At 70.0% G+C, this 15,593-nt stretch carries 13 protein-coding genes; 5 read left to right on the forward strand and 8 right to left on the reverse strand.

What is annotated here, in order from left to right; genetic code table 11:
- The first annotated feature begins 61 nt into the window (after positions 1-61).
- Genes ACWDRB_RS00785 through ACWDRB_RS00795 form a run of 3 tightly spaced genes read left to right on the forward strand, consistent with a single transcriptional unit; the run spans position 62 to position 2,597 of the window.
- Entirely contained in the window at positions 62-1,471 is a 1,410-nt protein-coding gene (locus tag ACWDRB_RS00785; RefSeq protein WP_449891322.1) for an MFS transporter, read from the forward strand.
- Entirely contained in the window at positions 1,468-1,815 is a 348-nt protein-coding gene (locus ACWDRB_RS00790; protein ID WP_449891323.1) for a nuclear transport factor 2 family protein, read from the forward strand. The genes ACWDRB_RS00785 and ACWDRB_RS00790 overlap by 4 nt, the downstream gene beginning before the upstream one ends.
- 56 nt (positions 1,816-1,871) lie before the next feature.
- Positions 1,872-2,597 (forward strand): DUF998 domain-containing protein, encoded by a 726-nt coding sequence (locus tag ACWDRB_RS00795; protein ID WP_449891324.1) that lies wholly within the window; start codon positions 1,872-1,874, stop codon positions 2,595-2,597.
- Here the strand turns inward: ACWDRB_RS00795 and ACWDRB_RS00800 are convergent.
- Positions 2,539-3,528: a hypothetical protein gene (locus ACWDRB_RS00800; protein WP_449891325.1), complete on the reverse strand. Its 990-nt coding sequence runs from the start codon at positions 3,526-3,528 to the stop codon at positions 2,539-2,541. The genes ACWDRB_RS00795 and ACWDRB_RS00800 overlap by 59 nt on opposite strands.
- A gap of 149 nt (positions 3,529-3,677) precedes the next feature.
- On the opposite strand from ACWDRB_RS00800, the gene ACWDRB_RS00805 reads away from it, so the two are divergent.
- Positions 3,678-5,171, forward strand: coding sequence for an APC family permease (locus ACWDRB_RS00805; RefSeq protein WP_449891326.1), 1,494 nt, complete (start codon positions 3,678-3,680; stop codon positions 5,169-5,171).
- Positions 5,172-5,270: 99 nt separating this feature from the next.
- Here the strand turns inward: ACWDRB_RS00805 and ACWDRB_RS00810 are convergent, their stop codons facing one another.
- The 7 genes from ACWDRB_RS00810 to ACWDRB_RS00840 all read right to left on the reverse strand — a co-directional run bounded on the left by ACWDRB_RS00810 (position 5,271) and on the right by ACWDRB_RS00840 (position 14,521).
- On the reverse strand, positions 5,271-6,890 hold the full coding sequence (locus ACWDRB_RS00810) for a solute symporter family protein (protein WP_449891764.1): 1,620 nt from the start codon (positions 6,888-6,890) through the stop codon (positions 5,271-5,273).
- 17 nt (positions 6,891-6,907) lie between these two features.
- Positions 6,908-7,237, reverse strand: coding sequence for a DUF485 domain-containing protein (locus tag ACWDRB_RS00815; protein WP_350722185.1), 330 nt, complete (start codon positions 7,235-7,237; stop codon positions 6,908-6,910).
- A gap of 165 nt (positions 7,238-7,402) precedes the next feature.
- Entirely contained in the window at positions 7,403-10,246 is a 2,844-nt protein-coding gene (locus ACWDRB_RS00820; RefSeq protein WP_449891327.1) for a glycosyl hydrolase family 95 catalytic domain-containing protein, read from the reverse strand.
- 94 nt (positions 10,247-10,340) lie between these two features.
- Positions 10,341-11,177 (reverse strand): carbohydrate ABC transporter permease, encoded by an 837-nt coding sequence (locus tag ACWDRB_RS00825; RefSeq protein ID WP_449891328.1) that lies wholly within the window; start codon positions 11,175-11,177, stop codon positions 10,341-10,343.
- Positions 11,174-12,058 carry a carbohydrate ABC transporter permease gene (locus ACWDRB_RS00830; RefSeq protein ID WP_350722188.1) on the reverse strand — a complete coding sequence of 295 codons (885 nt, stop codon included), beginning with the start codon at positions 12,056-12,058 and terminating at the stop codon, positions 11,174-11,176. Before ACWDRB_RS00830 ends, ACWDRB_RS00825 begins: the two co-directional genes overlap by 4 nt.
- A complete protein-coding gene (locus tag ACWDRB_RS00835; RefSeq protein WP_449891329.1) occupies positions 12,055-13,311 on the reverse strand; it encodes an ABC transporter substrate-binding protein in 1,257 nt (418 codons plus the stop codon). Before ACWDRB_RS00835 ends, ACWDRB_RS00830 begins: the two co-directional genes overlap by 4 nt.
- 46 nt (positions 13,312-13,357) lie before the next feature.
- Positions 13,358-14,521, reverse strand: a complete 1,164-nt coding sequence (locus tag ACWDRB_RS00840; protein WP_449891330.1) for a trans-sulfuration enzyme family protein — start codon at positions 14,519-14,521, stop codon at positions 13,358-13,360.
- An 11-nt stretch (positions 14,522-14,532) separates the two neighbouring features.
- Here ACWDRB_RS00840 and ACWDRB_RS00845 point away from each other — a divergent pair, with 11 nt between their 5' ends.
- Positions 14,533-15,567, forward strand: coding sequence for a LacI family DNA-binding transcriptional regulator (locus tag ACWDRB_RS00845; protein ID WP_364239116.1), 1,035 nt, complete (start codon positions 14,533-14,535; stop codon positions 15,565-15,567).
- The last annotated feature ends 26 nt before the right edge of the window (positions 15,568-15,593 follow it).

The following is a 15,593-nucleotide window of genomic DNA, read 5'->3' on the forward strand; positions in this document are numbered from 1 at the left end:
CCGTGTATGAATTGAACGGCGTGTAGAAAGTTCGCGCCGTGTAAAGAGAGGGGATTCCCGAGTGACGCTTGCCACCTCTCGTGCGCCGACCGGCGTGGGCGGTTCCGGGCCCAGGCTGGCGCTCCTGGCGTTCACCCAGCTCATCGTGGCTCTCGACTACAACATCGTTTACGTGGCGCTGCCCGACATCGGGACGGCGCTGGGCTTCAGCGCGCGATCCGTGCAGTGGGTGGTGAGCGCGTACGCCATCGGGCTCGGCGGGCTGCTGCTGCTCGGCGGCCGGGCCGTGGACAAGCTCGGCGCCCGTCGCACGTTCATGCTCGGACTGGCGCTGTACGGCGTGGCCTCCCTGGCCGGCGGGCTGGCCCCCGGCTCCGGCGTGCTGATCGCCGCCCGCGCCGTCCAGGGCGTCGGCGGGGCGCTGCTCACCCCGGCCACGCTCGCGCTGATCTACCGGGGGTTCGAGGAGGGGCCCGCGCGCAACCGGGCGCTGGGCGCCTGGGGCATGGCCGGCAGCGCCGGACTGGCCGCCGGGTCGCTGCTGGGCGGCGTGCTCACCAGCGCCCTGGGCTGGGAGTGGGTGTTCTTCGTGAACGTCCCCCTGGCCGTCGGCGCCGTCCTCGCCACGCCCCGGCTGCTTCCCTCCGACGGCCGTCCCGCGTCCGGACTGCGCGGGTTCGACGTGCCGGGCGCGCTGCTGGCGACGGCGGGGTCGACGCTGGTGGTGTTCGGTCTGGCGAGCGGGCCGGAGGCCGGATGGGGGTCGGTGCGCGGCGCCGGGTCGCTGGTCGCGGGCCTGGCGCTGCTGGGGCTGCTGGTCCTGGTCGAGGCGCGTGGCCGGGATCCGCTGATCCCGCTGCGGCTGGTCCGGCGGCGCGGCCCGGCCACCACGATGGTGGTGATCGCCGTGTTCCAGGGCACGCTGGGCGGCGCCTACTACGTGCTCACCACGTACCTGCAGCCGGTCCTCGGCTACAGCGCCCTGGAGGCGGGGCTGACGTTCCTGCCGCTCACCCTCGTCTGCATGGCCGCCGCGCTGAAGGCCGCCCCGGTGATGCTCGGCAGGTGGGGGATCCGTACGACGCTCAGCGCCGGGATGCTCGGCGCCGCAGCCGGGATCGCCCTGCTGACCGCGGGCATGCCCGCGGGCGGCGGCTTCTGGACGCTGATGCCGGGCAGCCTCGTCTGGGGATTCTTCGGCGGCGTGGCCTTCGTCGCCCTGTTCGCGGCGGCCGGCGCCGGGGTGGCTCCGGAGGCGCAGGGCGTCGCGTCGGGCCTGGCCAGCACGGCCAAGGAGGTCGGCGGCGCGATGGGGCTGGCCGCCTTCGTCGCCGTCGCCACCGCCTCCTCCTCCGACCTGCTGGGCGGGCTGCACGCGGCCGGTTGGGCCGCCGCGGCCGCCACCGCCCTGGGCGGCCTCGCCGCCCTGGCACTCGAACCGAACCGAACCACGGAAGGAATCACGTCATGATCGACGACCTCATCGGCAGGTACCTGGACGTCTGGAACGAGCGCGACGCCGCCGCCCGGGACCTCCTGATCAAGACCGTGCTCACCGACGACTCCGTCTACTCCGACCCCGACTACGCCGGGCTGCGCGGGCACGCGGAGCTGTCCGAGGCGATCGGCCGGGCCCAGGAGAACTTCGGCGACCTGGTGTTCACCCTCGGCACGCTGATCGGCGCCCATCACGACACGGCACTGTTCACCTGGCGGCTCGGCGCGCCGGGCTCGGACACGCCGGTGGCCACCGGCTACGACGTCGTGGAGTTCGCGGGCGACCGCATCAGCCGCGTGGTCGGTTTCTTCGAATGAGGCTCCTTGTCAGGCTGGATTGACAGCGGCGCGCCTGTCAGTCTAGCTTGACAAGCATGCGAACTCTCACACCTGCGGGCCCCGCCCCCATCGCGGGGCCCGGCGACCCGACGCCCAGCCGGCTGCTGCTGTGCGGGGTGGTCGCCGGGCCGCTGTTCGTCGTCGCGTTCCTCGTCGAGGGCGCCCTCCGCGCCCACTACGACCCACTGCGCCACCCGGTCAGCTCGCTCGCGCTCGGGCCGGGCGGCTGGGTGCAGGCGGTCAACTTCGTCGTGGCCGGCCTCTTGACGCTGGCCTTCGCCGCCGGGCTGCGGCGGGCGCTCCACAGGCTCTGGGGCCCGGTCCTGGTGGGAGTCTGGGGCGCCGGTCTGATCGGCGCCGGGGTGTTCACCACCGACCCGGTGAGCGGCTACCCGCAGGGCACCCCCGACCTGCTGACCGAGTTCGGCAGCACGCACGCGGCGCTGCACGACTACCTCTCGCTGGCGGGATTCGCAGCGCTGATCGCGGCCTGCCTGGTCTTCGCGGTCGGGTTCGCGCGGGACCGGAAGCTCGGATGGGCGGCGTACTCGGCCGCCAGCGGGGCCGGGTTCACGGTCGCGATGGCGCTGGCCACGATCGCCTTCAGCCAGAACCCGGCGCTGGTCGCCCACGGCGGGCTCTTCCAGCGCGTGGCGGTCACCATTGGCTGGGCCTGGCTGACCCTGCTGGCGCTCCGGCTGCTCAGGCGGCGACCCGCCGGGCCGCGAACACCAGCAGGACGACCGCGGCGACCGTCATGATCACGTTGCTGGTCAGGTCGGCCGCCGGGCTCGCGGGCACGATCACCTTCCACGGGAACGAGTGCCACGCATACGTGAGCATGGCCCCCGCCGCGAGCGCCAGCCGGTGCGCGTCCGACCAGCCGGACCGGCGCGACCAGCGCCTCACCAGGACGCCGACCCCGGCGAACAACATCAGATAGAGCAGCACGCTCAACCACGCCGGGACCGGCAGCCCGGCCAGCCAGGGCGACAGGCCGGTGGGATCGCACGCGTAGAGGAGCACGAAGAACGCGCCGGCCACCAGGGCGAACGCGAACACCGCCCACGGGCCGGGCACCGTACCCTCGACCGTGGGGACGCTGCGGCGCAGGCGCAGGCCGAGCACGACGAGCGCGACGACCAGCGCGCCGGCGCCGGCGTACTGGAGCGGCGAGGCGAACCAGCCGCCGTAGATGCCCGTGCCGACGGCGCCCAGCACGAAGAAGACCGCGAAGACCACCGACACGACCCGGAGGCCGACCTTTCCCAGCCACGGCGTGGTGCGGCGCGATCCGGCGAGCGTCTCCACGACCGCGATCGGGACGCTGATGCTCCAGATCGTGTGCACGCCGACCATGAACAGCAGCCAGGGCACCCCGGTCCCCAGCGCGGGAACGTAGCCGTAGTCGAGGATGCGCACGCCGTACCAGTTCTGGTTCCACAACGTCTGGGTGAAGAACGCCTCCTCGAACATCCCGTACGCCAGCGCCCACGCCAGGATCGTCGGCCGGCCACGCCCGGTCCGCCGGGCGACCTCGCGGATGACCAGCGCGCCGGCGCCGTACAGGAAGGTCGTGGAGATCAGCGTCACGACATCGGTGAGCGCGATGTTCCCCATCAGGAACTCGGCGGTCAGGGGCGCCACGAACCACAGCCCGATCGCGGGCGCCACGCGAGCGAGTAAGGGCATCTGGTGAGTCGTTGTCACGAACCCCAGATAACACCACTTCGAGTAAAGTTACAATTGATGTAAAGATGTTCGTGATGTAACCACCCATCAGGCGCACGTGCTTGACGACGGCCGTGGCCCGGCGGATCTTTGCAGGTAGGAGGTCGCCCATGACCGAGAACGAGCTGCTGTCCGAGCGGGTGGCCGGCGGGATCCTGCCGCGGGTGCTGACCACCTTCGACATGGTGGCGATCTTCGTCTCGATCGTCCTGTTCATCACGAACGCCGCCGTCATCCAGTCCGCGGGCCCGGCCGCGTTCGGGTGGTGGATCATCGCGTTCGCGCTGTTCCTCGTCCCGTGCGCGATCGTCACGGGCCAGCTCGGCGCCATGTTCCCCGGCGAGGGCTCCATCTACCTCTGGACGACCAAGGCGTTCGGGCCGTTCTGGGGGTTCTTCGCCGGGTTCTGCGCCTGGTGGCCGGGCGTGCTGGTGATGGTGGCGACCGGGACGCTGACGATCTCATTCCTCGGCTACGTCTTCCCCGCGCTCGGCGAGCTGTCCGTGGCGGCACAGGGCGGGCTGATCGTGGTGATCCTGCTGCTCGCGGCCGTGCTGGCGGTCCTGCGCTTCCGGCTGACGCAGAACGTGGTGAACGTCGTCTTCCTGGCGTACGGGCTGGCGATCCTGCTGATGTTCGCGGCCGGGATCGCGCACCTGGCCCAGGGGCACGCGGCGGCCACGAACCCGTGGGACTTCGCGGCCTGGAGCCCGTCGGCCGAACACGGCCTCAACTTCGCGAGCTGGAGCTTCTTCGGCCTGGCCGTGCTGGCGCTGCTGGGCGTCGAGGTGCCGCTGAACATGGGGGTGGAGATCAGGCAGGAGCGGGCCGTGACCCGGTACCTGCTGTGGGGGTCGCTGGCCGTCATGGTCGCCTACCTGGTCGCCACCTGGGGCGTGATGGTGTCGGTGCCCGCCGGGGAGGCGGCGGACATCACCGCCGTGGCCGAGGCCGTGGGGATCGGGCTGGGCGACTGGGCGGGCAAGCTGGTCGCGCTCGTGCTGGCGGCCATGTTCTTCATCATCACCGTCGTCTACAACTACTCCTTCGCCCGGCTGATCTTCGTGTCCGGGCTGGACCGGCGGCTGCCGAAGGCGGCCAGCCACGTCAACGCGCAGAAGGTGCCGGACGTGGCGGTCTGGATCCAGACCGTGCTGGCCGGGGTCTTCACGGTGGCGGCGTTCGTGGTGGTGCCCTTCGCCTCGGCGAACACCGCCACTGGGCCCGCCGACGCGCAGACCGAGGTCTACAACGTCCTGCAGGCCGCGGTCACCGTGATCTGGTGCCTGTCGATCGTGGTGCTGTTCGTGGACGTGCTGATCATCCTGCGGCGCTACCGCGAGCAGTTCGAGGCCCGGCGGCTGGCCTCGCCCGCGGTGTTCTGGGTGGCCTCCGTCGTGGGGGCGCTGGCCTCGCTCGTGGGCGTGGTGGCCACGCTCTCCGGGTCGTGGACGCCGCTGATCTCCAACGACGCGGGCAAGGTCACGCTGTTCGGCGCCGAGATCGCGTACGGGATGTGGTTCTGGCTGGTCGGCGGGATCGCGCTGGCGTCGCTGCTGGTGGGCGCCCTGCTGTACCTGGTCGGGCGCCGGGCGCCCGCCTGAGGCCGGGCGGCACGGCGAAGGGCCCGGCCTCGCGGGAGGCCGGGCCCTCGGGTGCAGGCGCCTTCGGAGGGGAGGGGTGAGGCGCCTTCAGGGGGAACGTCAGTGCTCGGTCGCCTTCTCCGCGCCGACGCCGGTGAGGGAGCGGACCTCCATCTCGGCGTACTTCGCCGCGTTGTACTCCTTGCTGAGGATCGTGCCGAGCCACCCGCACAGGAACCCGATCGGGATCGACAGGATGCCGGGGTTGCTCAGCGGGAACCAGTGGAAGTCCACGCCGACGATCAGCGCGGTCGGCTTGACGCCGGCCGGGGGCGCCGGCGCTGAGACCACCGGCGAGAAGATGACCAGGATCAGGGCCGAGATCAGGCCGCCGTAGATGGCCGAGACCGCGCCCGTCGTGTTGAACCGCTTCCAGAACAGGCTGTAGAGGATCGCGGGCAGGTTGGCCGAGGCCGCGACGGCGAAGGCCAGGGCGACCAGGAAGGCCACGTTCTGGCCCTGGGCCAGGATGCCCAGGCCGATCGCGACGGCACCGATGACCAGGGCGGCGACGCGCGCCACCACGACCTCCTGGCGCTCGCTGGCCTGGCCGCGCTTGAAGACGTGCGCGTACAGGTCGTGCGAGAAGCTGGAGGAGGAGGCCAGCGTGAGGCCCGCCACGACGGCGAGGATCGTGGCGAAGGCGACGGCGCCGATGAGCGCCAGCAGGATCGTGCCGCCGACCGAGCCGAAGATCTCCTGGCCGATGCGTTCGGCCAGCATCGGCGCGGCCGTGTTGCCCGCCGCGTCACCGGCGACGATCGCGGTCTTGCCGACCAGGGCCGCGGCGCCGAAGCCGAGGACGAGGGTCAGCAGGTAGAACACGCCGATGATGCCGATGCCCCACAGGACCGACTTGCGGGCGTCCTTGGCGGTGGGGACGGTGTAGAAGCGGATGAGGATGTGCGGCAGGCCCGCGGTGCCGAGCACCAGCGCCAGGCCCAGGCTGATGAGGTCGATCTTGCCGGCCAGCCCCTGGGCCTCCGTGCCGTACTTCAGGCCGGGGATCAGGAAGTTGCCCGGGTTCGCCTTGGGGCCGCTGGTGGTGGCGGCCTGGCCGAGCAGGGCCGACAGGTTGAAGCCGAACTTGCCCAGCACCAGCACCGTCACCAGCGCGGCGCCGCTCATCAGCAGCACGGCCTTGACGATCTGCACCCAGGTGGTGCCCTTCATGCCGCCGAAGACCACGTAGACGATCATCAGCGCGCCCACGCCGACGATGGTCCACGCCTTGCCCGCCGGGGAGGTGATGCCGAGCAGCAGGCCGACCAGCGCGCCCGCGCCGACCATCTGGGCCAGCAGGTAGAAGATGCTGACCACGATGGTGGACACGCCCGCCGCCGTGCGCACGGGACGCGGGCTCATCCGGAAGGCCAGCACGTCGGCCATGGTGAACTTGCCCGAGTTCCGCATCAGCTCGGCGACCAGCAGCAGCGCGACCAGCCACGCCACCAGGAACCCGATCGAGTACAGGAACCCGTCGTAGCCGGACAGCGCGATGATGCCGGCGATGCCGAGGAAGGAGGCCGCCGACATGTAGTCGCCGCCGATGGCCAGCCCGTTCTGCACGCCGGTGAACGACCGCCCGCCGGCGTAGTAGTCGGCGGCCGTCTTCGTCTGCCGGCTCGCCCAGAACGTGATCCCCAGCGTGGCGGCGACGAAGGTGAGGAAGAGGATCATCCCCAAGGTGTGGGAGCTCACTTGGTCTTCTCCTCAACCTCGTGGCGGAGCTTGTCGGCGATCGGGTCGAGCTTCTTCTCGGCGTGCCTGGCGTACGCCCACGCGATGAGGAACGTGGAGACGAACTGGAGCAAACCGAAGACGAGGCCGACGTTGATCTCACCGAGCAGCTTGATCCCCATGAAGCCGCGCGCCCATCCGGACAGCACCACGTAGAGCAGGTACCACGCGAGGAACGCCACGGTCATCGGGAACGTCCAGGCGCGGAATCGCCGTTTCAGATCCTGGAACTCACTGCTCTCCTGAACTTCCTCATAGACCGATGCGTCATGTTCTTTAGTAGTCACGAGACCTCCACTGTGATGCGGATCACGCCCAACGTAAGAGCGCAACCTACCCGTCGTGGAGGCCCCTGGTGACGTTGTTCGGCGAGTCGCTGGGGTCCGGCGATTAGTTGGGGATGGCTTGCGGTGAAAGGTCTGTTGAGCGCGACGAGCGGTTGATCGCTCGTTTCATCGGGGCGCCTCCACGGAGAGCGCGAACAGGTGGAGCTGGGGCCGGGTGAGCGCGGGCAGGGTGAGCGAGCGCAGCTCCCTGGCCGGGTCGAGCGCCGCCTGCACCTCGAACAGCCCGACCCGCAGCGAGTTGGCGCCCGTGCGGCCGTGGCGGTGGGTGCAGCGGATCACCTCGGAGGCCCCCGCCCCGGGCTGGCCGCCCCAGTCGGGCAGGACGAACGGCACCTGGGCGGTGGTCCCGTCGGCGTACGCGGCGGTCAGCGTGGAGGTGACGGCCCCGGAACTGGCCGCGCCCAGCAGCCGGACCTTGGCGTACTTCCCGGACGGCACGGCGATCGTCTGTCCCTGGCCGGCGACGTTGTTCCCGGCCCCGTCCCCGTACGCGGGGAAGACGAAGCTCAGGCCCTCGTGGACGAGCGGCCCGGCGGGCGGCAGCTCCTCGGCCGGATAGGTGTAGCCGGACCCGTCGAAGTCGCCGTCCGTCATCGCCTCGTGCGTGGAGACCCCGTCGTTGCCGAAGTACGCCGACAGGTCCACCGGTGTGGTGGGCCCGGGAGGCGGGATCGGCGGCAGCCCCCAGGCCTCCCCCGGCTTGCTCACCGGCACAGGTCCGATGACCGGGTCGGGCCGCGCGCCCGTGTGGACGAGCACCTCGCTCCCCTTGCCCAGGGCGATCTCCACGACGCCCTCCCCCAGGTCCTTCACCCGAGCGGGACGGCCGTCGGACAGCACGGCGGTGACCGGCCCGTCGAGCCCGTGCTTGAGCCTGAGCGGCGCCCCCGCCACGCTCCTGATGCGGATGAACGAGGTGCGGCCGCCCTTGCGCACGGCCGAGACCAGGAACGCGCCCTGCGTCCGGAAGTCGTGGATCGCGACGTCCGCCCACGAGGCGGGCACGGCCGGGAAGACGCGGACGATCCCGCCCCAGCTCTGGCAGAGCATGTCGTGGAGGGACTGGGCGGCCGACAGCGGCGTCTCGATGACCGGCCCGGCCTCGGCGTAGTGGGTGTTGGCCGTGCACGGGTAGCGGGCGGCCGGGTCGAAGAACCGGTCCAGATAGGACAGCGCGGTGTCGCCCCGGCCCATCATGGCGTAGAGCGAGGCCGCGCCGGTGTAGCTGTAGCCGCGGTGCGCGCCCGTCAGCGACTGCCAGTGGGCGACCGACTTCTCGATCAGCTCGCGCTGCTCCGGCTGGTCCCAGTTGACCAGGTAGAGGGGGTAGATCATGAGGAGGTGGGAGTAGTGGCGGTGCGACTGCGCGTACGGCGTGCTCGCGCCGATCATGAAGCCGTCGGCGCCGGCCGGGTAGTCCACGAGCGTGTCCAGCACCTCCCGCCACTTCGCCGCGAGCGGGTCGTCGATCCCGAGCCGCTCGGCCGACTCGATCAGGGTCCGGCAGCCCCACCGGATCAGCGCCAGGTCGTAGTTGGTGTCCTGGGGCGGGGTGACCGGGTATTCCGGTGAGAGCGTGCTGGGCAGGTGCAACCTGCCGTCCGCGCCGGCGGCCAGGAAGTGCAGGTAGTAGTTGATCGCCCGCCGCAGCAGCGGGAAGACCGTGTCACGCAGCAGCTTGTCGTCCATGGTGTGCCGGTAGGTCAGCCACACGTTGTGCAGCGCCCACGTGAGGTCGCCCACCTCGGCGCCCGTGCCGGGCGCGCCGACGCTCCGGTTGCAGAACATGTCGGAGCTGCGTCCCAGCCCGGCCGAGTCGGCGCGGTAGGCGGCGGGCACGTTGGCGACGAGCTGGTCGCGGTTGCGGTCGAGCGTGCTGGTGAGCGAGTCGAGCTCCAGGTGGTTGGAGCCGTGGATGAGCCAGTACTCGAGCTGCACGTTGAGGTTCCACCACACCGCCGGCCACGGGGTGGACTCCAGCCAGGGGCCGGTGGTGGCCATGACCGGGCCGCCCGTCCGGCTGGCGGAGGCGACCTTGTAGAGCTGGATCCAGTAGAAACTCTGCAGCCGCTGGTCGGGCAGGGAGACGAAGCTCTTGCCGTAGAAGTCGTGCCACCGGTCGCGGTGCCGCTTCCGCGTGATCCCGTACGGCGGCGCGTTCCGGATCCTGGCGAGCGCGCTCTCCTGGGCCTCGGTCGCGGACGGGAAGCTGTGGCCCACGGTGACCAGGAGCGTCCCGTCCTTGACGCGGTAGGCGGTGGCGGTCTGGCCGCCCCCGGTGAGCGGCTGGAGCGCCTGCTCGACGTCGCCCGCGGTCGCGGTGGTCCAGGGCGGGTTGGGCGTGTAGCCGCTGGGCGGGGCCTCGGAGACCGATCGGGGGCTGACGGCGTCCTCGGGGTGGAAGGTCCAGCGGACCTGCTCCTCGCCGCCGGCCTCCGCCTTGGCGACGAGGACTTCGTCGTGGATGAACGCGGAGAAGGACAGCTTGCCCTTGTCCGTGGTGACGGTGCCGGTGACCTCGGCGTCCCACAGGCTGAGCCGCAGGTCGATCGCCGTGATCGTGCCGACCGGGTCGAGGGTGACGTGGCCGACGGGCAGGCGGCAGGTGCCCCAGCCGCTGCCGAACTGGGGCCGGTGGTCCTGGACGCGGCCGTGCTGGACGGTGAAGCGGATCTTGTTCTGGCCGGGCTCCTGGTAGACCATGCTGCCCAGCAGGCCGTCGCCGAGAAACGGGCCCTCGGACCAGGTCCTGGGCATCCTGCCCCAGAGCAGGTCCTGGCCCTTCATGAACTCGGCCCAGGGCACGCGCTGCCGGAGCTGCCAGCCCCGGGCCGCCCCGGTGGGCTCGGCGGGCTCGGTTTCCGCGAGCGCCGGGGCGGCGGGGACGAGGGCGAGGCCTAAGCCGCCGAGCACGGCACGGCGGGTCGGGTCGTGAGAGGGGGGTGTCATGCGGGACCTCACAGACGAGACATCGGGTCTTTCGCCTGTATGACACGCAAGATGACCTTAGTCAAGGGTGGTCAACCGAAATTCATCGGATGCATCACCCCTTAACAGCGCCCGCGGTGAGCCCTTCGACGATGTAGCGGCGGATGGCGGCGAACAGGACGAGGGTCGGCAGCACCGAGATCACGGTGGCCGCGGCCATGGAACCCCAGTCGATGTCGTACTGGGTGATGAAGGAGTTCATGGCGACCGGGATGGTCTTGGCGTCCTCGCTGTCGATGAACGTGATCGCCAGGAACAGCTCGTTCCAGCACTGCACGAACGCGAAGATGAACGTGGCCGCGATGCCCGGCAGCATGACCGGGATGACCACCCGCACCATGGCCACCAGCCGCGAGGCGCCGTCCACCTGCGCGGCCTCCTCCAGCGCGACCGGCACCCGCTCGTAGAAGCCGCGCATGATGATCGTGGCGAACGGCACCAGCATGGCCACGTACACCAGCATCAGCCCGGCGAGCCGGTTGAGCAGGTCGAGGTCGGACATCAGCAGGTAGAGCGGGCCCAGCGCGATGAACAGCGGGATCATCTGCGTGACCAGGAACGCCAGCATCAGCGCGCCCCGGCCGGGGAAGGCGAAGCGGGCGAGGGTGTAGCCGCCCAGCACGCCGATCGCGGTCACCACACCGGCCGCGACGAGCGAGACGAGCAGGCTGTTCAGCAGGTACGCGCCGAAGTCCGCGAACGAGAACAGCTCCTCGTAGTGCTCGAACGTCAGGTTGCCCGGCCAGTACCTGAGCGGCATCGAGAAGATCTCGGACTTGGGCTTGAGCGAGGTGACGACGATCCAGTAGAGGGGGAAGAGGGTGATCAGCAGCCAGGCCGCCAGCACGACGACCTTCGCCCCAGTCTTCAACACGGTCGCGACACGTCTCATCTGGATTTCTCGAATCTCGTCGCGTTCAGGTAGAAGACGCTGAAGGACAGCAGCAGGCCCAGGATGAGCAGGCCCACCGCGCCCGCCCGGCCGTAGTCGCCGCCGATGACCTGCTGGATGAGGAAGGTCGTGATGATGTCGGTGCCGCCGGCCGGGCCGCCGCCGGTCATCGAGTAGATGAGGTCGGGGAAGTTGAGGATCCAGATGATCCGCAGCAGCACGATGAGAGCGAGCGTGGGCCGGATGTGCGGCAGCGTCACGTGCCAGAACTGCCGCAGCCGCGACGCGCCGTCCACGGCCGCCGCCTCGTACAGCTCCTTCGGCACCGACTGCAGGGCGGCCATGATCATGATGGCGAAGAACGTGACGCCGTACCAGATGTTGGCCACGATCACCGAGGTCATCGCCCACCCGGGGGTGGCCAGGAAGCCGATGCGCTGGTCGATGAGGCCGGTCTTGAGCAGCAGGTCGTTGATCACGCCGAACTGCCCGTTGAACATCCACCGCCACAGCAGCCCGATCAGGAACCCCGACATGGCCCAGGGGAAGAACACCCACGCCTGGTAGAGGCCCCGCCCGCGGAAGTGCCGGCGCAGCAGCAGCGCCAGCCCGAAGCCGAGGAAGAACTGGAAGAACAGCGAGACGACCACCCACGTGCCGGTGTTCCGCAGCGCCGTCCAGAACCGGTCCTCGGCCAGGACGGCCCGGAAGTTCTCCAGGCCGACGAAGGGCGTCGAGGTGATGTCGAACAGGTTGTAGCGCTGGAAGGCGATGACCGTGCCGCGGATCATCGGGTAGTACGTGAACAGGGTCACGAAGACCACGCCGGGCAGCAGGCACAGAGCGATGAACCTGGCCCGGCGGGCGGTGAAGAGCCTCATGAGACCTTCTTGGCCTGGTCCGTCCAGAAGGCGTCCCACGACTTGAGCACCTCGGCCGTGGTCTTCTTGCCGGTGATCAGGGCCTGGACGTCACGGTCGGAGTCGACGAGGAACTGGCTCCAGCCCGGGTAGTCGACGGGCCTGATCGTGATCACCTGCTTGGGGTCCTGCTGGGCCTGCAGGTACGCCTTCCACGCGCCCTGCGAGAACTGCGGGTCGCTCTGGGCCTGCTTGGAGATCGGGATGAGCGAGTTGCCCTTGGCGAAGGCGATGCTCTGCTTGGCCTCCGAGAGGAACTGGACCAGCTTGACCGCCTCCTTCGGGTGCGTGGTGAAGGAGGTGGCGCCCCATCCGGCGTAGCCGACGGGCTGGAAGGCGTATCCGGACGGGCCCTTGGGGATGGGGGCCGTCGACCAGGCCGACATGCCGCTCTCCTGGACGGTCTTGATCACTTCGGGGTCCTGGATGAGCATGCCGGTGACGCCCGAGGTGAACCCCTGGACCATCTCGGGGTAGCCCCAGGAGACGGAGTCGGGCGGCGACGCCTCCTTGAAGATCTTCACGTAGAGGTCCATGGCCTGGGCGGCCTCGGGGGTGGAGAAGATCGTCCGCTTGTCCTTGAGATAGAACGATTTTTCGGGATTCAGGGCTTCGCCGTTGTACGCGCTGATCATCATGACCGCGTAGTCGGCCCCGCCCTTGCCGCCCCGGAACGAGTAGCCGAACCGGTCGCCCGAGGTCATCTTCTTGCCGGCCTCGTAGAGCTCCTGCCAGGTGGCCGGCGGCTGCGTCATGCCCCGGTCCGTACGGTAGAAGATCGTGCGCTCGTAGAAGCCGTACGGGATCAGGTACGCCTTGCCGCCGACCTCGACGGCCTTCTTCTGGGCCAGCTCGGTCAGGTCCGACCAGCCGGGCCACTCCGTGGTGGGCAGCTCGGCCAGCCAGCCGTTGTTGGAGAAGGACTTGGCCGTGTGGTCGCGTACTTCCAGCACGTCCAGGTCCTTCTTCGTCTGCAGGATCTGGGTGATCTTCTGGTCGGCGCTGTCGAGCGGCGGCGAGATCAGCTCCACCTTGATGCCCGGGTTGGCCTTCTCGAAGTCCTTCAGCAGCGTTTTGATGAGCTTCGTGCGTTCGGGACTGGTCAGGCTCTCGATCATGCGGAGCCGTACCTCGCCGGGGGACGACGAGCCGGAGCCGCAGCCCGCGAGCAAGAGCGTGGCGGCGACCGCGGCCGCCAGGAGGGGGGTTCTCATGCTGAGCCTCCAGCTTCAGACAGCGCTGTCAGTCACGCGCTGTCAGTCACGCTAGGCGACCGACCCCCTCCAGCGCTAGACCGAGATCCTTGATCAACGTGTCCGCGGGCTCCAGGCCGACCGAGAGCCGCACGAGGCCGACGGGGATGCCCATGGTGGCCCGCACGCTCTCCTCGGTGGACAGGGCGGGGGCGTTCACCAGGCTCTCAAAACCACCCCACGACACCCCAATCCTGAAATGTCTCAACTTGTCGAGGAAGAGTCCGACCTCCTGGCGCGATTCCGTGTCCAGCACGAGGCTGAACAGGCTGGAGAACCCCGACATCTGCCGCTTCGCGAGGTCGTGCCCCGGATGGGACGGCAGCCCGGGGTGGTTCACCGCCCGCACGGCCGGATGCCCCGTCAGGAACTCGGCCACGGCCAGCCCCCGCTCCTGGTGCGCGGCCATCCGCACGGGCAGCGTGCGCAGCCCCTTGATCACCTTGGCCGCGTCGTGCGGCGACATGGCGGCCCCGTACAGCTGGTACTCGGTCAGCGCCAGCGGCCTGATCAGCCGGGACGGGCCCACCACGACGCCGCCCACGAGGTCGCTGTGCCCGCCGATGTACTTCGACAGCGAGTGCACGACGAGATCGACGCCCATGGTCAGCGGCTTCTGGAAGATCGGCGTGGACCAGGTGTTGTCCATCACGCTCACCAGCCCGCGCTCCCGCGCCCACGCGGTGACCTCGGCGATGTCGACCACGGCGTAGGCCATGTAGGAAGGGGACTCGAAGTAGAGTAGACGGGTGCTCGCCCTGATAGCGCTGTCACACTCCGCGAGGTCGTTCACGTGCGTATGCGTGACCCCGAACTTCTCCAGGTAGCGCAGGAACTGGGTGGTCGGCCCGTACACTGCGCCCAGCACCAGCACGTGATCCCCGGCCTTGACGAGCGAGGAGATGGTCGCCGAGATGGCCCCCATTCCCGACCCGAAACACTTGGCACGCTCTCCCCGCTCGAGCGCGGCGAGCTTACGCTGAGCGAGATCGACCGTCGGGTTGGTCCCCCGCCAGTAGACGTACCTCTCGTCCTCGTTCCTGATCGCCTCGCCGAGCTCCTGCGCGCTCCCGAACGTGAAAAGCGAGTTCTCGAACACCGGTGGGTTGACCGCGCCCAACGCCCAGGGCTCGTCCTCGCCCAACCGGCCACAGATCCATTCGTCATCCATGGGGGCAGACTATGACAGCCAGGGATCTGGGTGACCGGGCGGCCTCCCGGGGTGAAACCACTCGCAAGCCGACCATGGCCGACGTGGCCAGGCACGCGGGCGTGAGCCTCAAGACCGTCTCCCGCGTGGTCAACCAGGAGCCGCACGTCCGGGCCTCGCTGCAGGAGCGCGTGCAGGCGGCCATCAGCGCGCTCGGCTACCGCCGCAACGAGGCCGCCGCCCGCCTGGCCAGGGGCGCGACCATGCTGACGCTCGGGCTGGTGATGGAGAACATCTCCAACGAGTTCTACTCCCGCCTGGCCGCCGCCGTGGAGTCCGCAGCGGCCCGGTACGAGGCGCTGGTGGTGTTCGGCTCGTACGAGGAGAGCGCCGACAAGGAGCGCATGCTCATCGAGTCCATGTACGCCCGGGGCGTGGACGCCCTGATCGTCGTCCCCTCGGCGGCCGATCACTCGTGGCTGGCCGAGCACGCCTCGCTCACCACGGTGTTCGTGGACCGCGTGCCCCCGGGCCTGGAGTCGGCGGACGTGGTGCTGCTGGACGACGTGCGGGGCGGCCGGGCCGCGACCGAGCACCTGCTGGCCCGCGGCCACCGCCGGATCGCGCTGGTCTCGGACGACGAGGGCATCAGCTCGGTGCACGACCGCGCGACCGGCTACCGCGCGGCCCTGCGCGCGGCCGGGCTGACGGCCGACGACGCGCTGACGGTCCGCGGGCTCTTCGACCCGTGGCGGGTCTCCCACGAGGTGAGCCGCCTCCTGGACCTGCCCGACCCTCCGACGGCCTTCTTCGCCACCAACAACCGCGCCGCGATCGGCATCCTGCAGGCGCTGCGGGAACGTCCGGAGCGGCCCGCGTACGTGAGCTTCGACGACTTCGCCCTGGCCGACGTGTTCAACCCCGGGGTGACGGTGGTCCGCTACGACACGGCCCGCCTGGCCCGCAGCGCGGTGGACCTCCTGCTGAACCCGTCGCCGTCGCCCCGCCGCGTCAAGGTCCCGGTCGAGCTGGTGGCCAGAGGCTCGGGCGAGCTGCCGCCCTCCTGAACACCATGCGTGAGCGGCGTTCGTCT

The organism is Nonomuraea sp. NPDC003707 (assembly GCF_053587055.1).

Excerpts from the sequence above, each read along its gene's own strand:
- ACWDRB_RS00830 (WP_350722188.1), bottom strand. The coding sequence starts at position 12,058 with ATGAGGCTCTTCACCGCCCGCCGGGCCAGGTTCATCGCTCTGTGCCTG.
- ACWDRB_RS00820 (WP_449891327.1), bottom strand. The coding sequence starts at position 10,246 with ATGACACCCCCCTCTCACGACCCGACCCGCCGTGCCGTGCTCGGCGGC.
- ACWDRB_RS00840 (WP_449891330.1), bottom strand. The coding sequence starts at position 14,521 with ATGGATGACGAATGGATCTGTGGCCGGTTGGGCGAGGACGAGCCCTGG.
- ACWDRB_RS00795 (WP_449891324.1), top strand. The coding sequence starts at position 1,872 with ATGCGAACTCTCACACCTGCGGGCCCCGCCCCCATCGCGGGGCCCGGC.
- ACWDRB_RS00810 (WP_449891764.1), bottom strand. The coding sequence starts at position 6,890 with ATGATCCTCTTCCTCACCTTCGTCGCCGCCACGCTGGGGATCACGTTC.
- ACWDRB_RS00835 (WP_449891329.1), bottom strand. The coding sequence starts at position 13,311 with ATGAGAACCCCCCTCCTGGCGGCCGCGGTCGCCGCCACGCTCTTGCTC.
- ACWDRB_RS00790 (WP_449891323.1), top strand. The coding sequence starts at position 1,468 with ATGATCGACGACCTCATCGGCAGGTACCTGGACGTCTGGAACGAGCGC.
- ACWDRB_RS00825 (WP_449891328.1), bottom strand. The coding sequence starts at position 11,177 with ATGAGACGTGTCGCGACCGTGTTGAAGACTGGGGCGAAGGTCGTCGTG.
- ACWDRB_RS00805 (WP_449891326.1), top strand. The coding sequence starts at position 3,678 with ATGACCGAGAACGAGCTGCTGTCCGAGCGGGTGGCCGGCGGGATCCTG.
- ACWDRB_RS00845 (WP_364239116.1), top strand. The coding sequence starts at position 14,533 with ATGACAGCCAGGGATCTGGGTGACCGGGCGGCCTCCCGGGGTGAAACC.
- ACWDRB_RS00800 (WP_449891325.1), bottom strand. The coding sequence starts at position 3,528 with ATGCCCTTACTCGCTCGCGTGGCGCCCGCGATCGGGCTGTGGTTCGTG.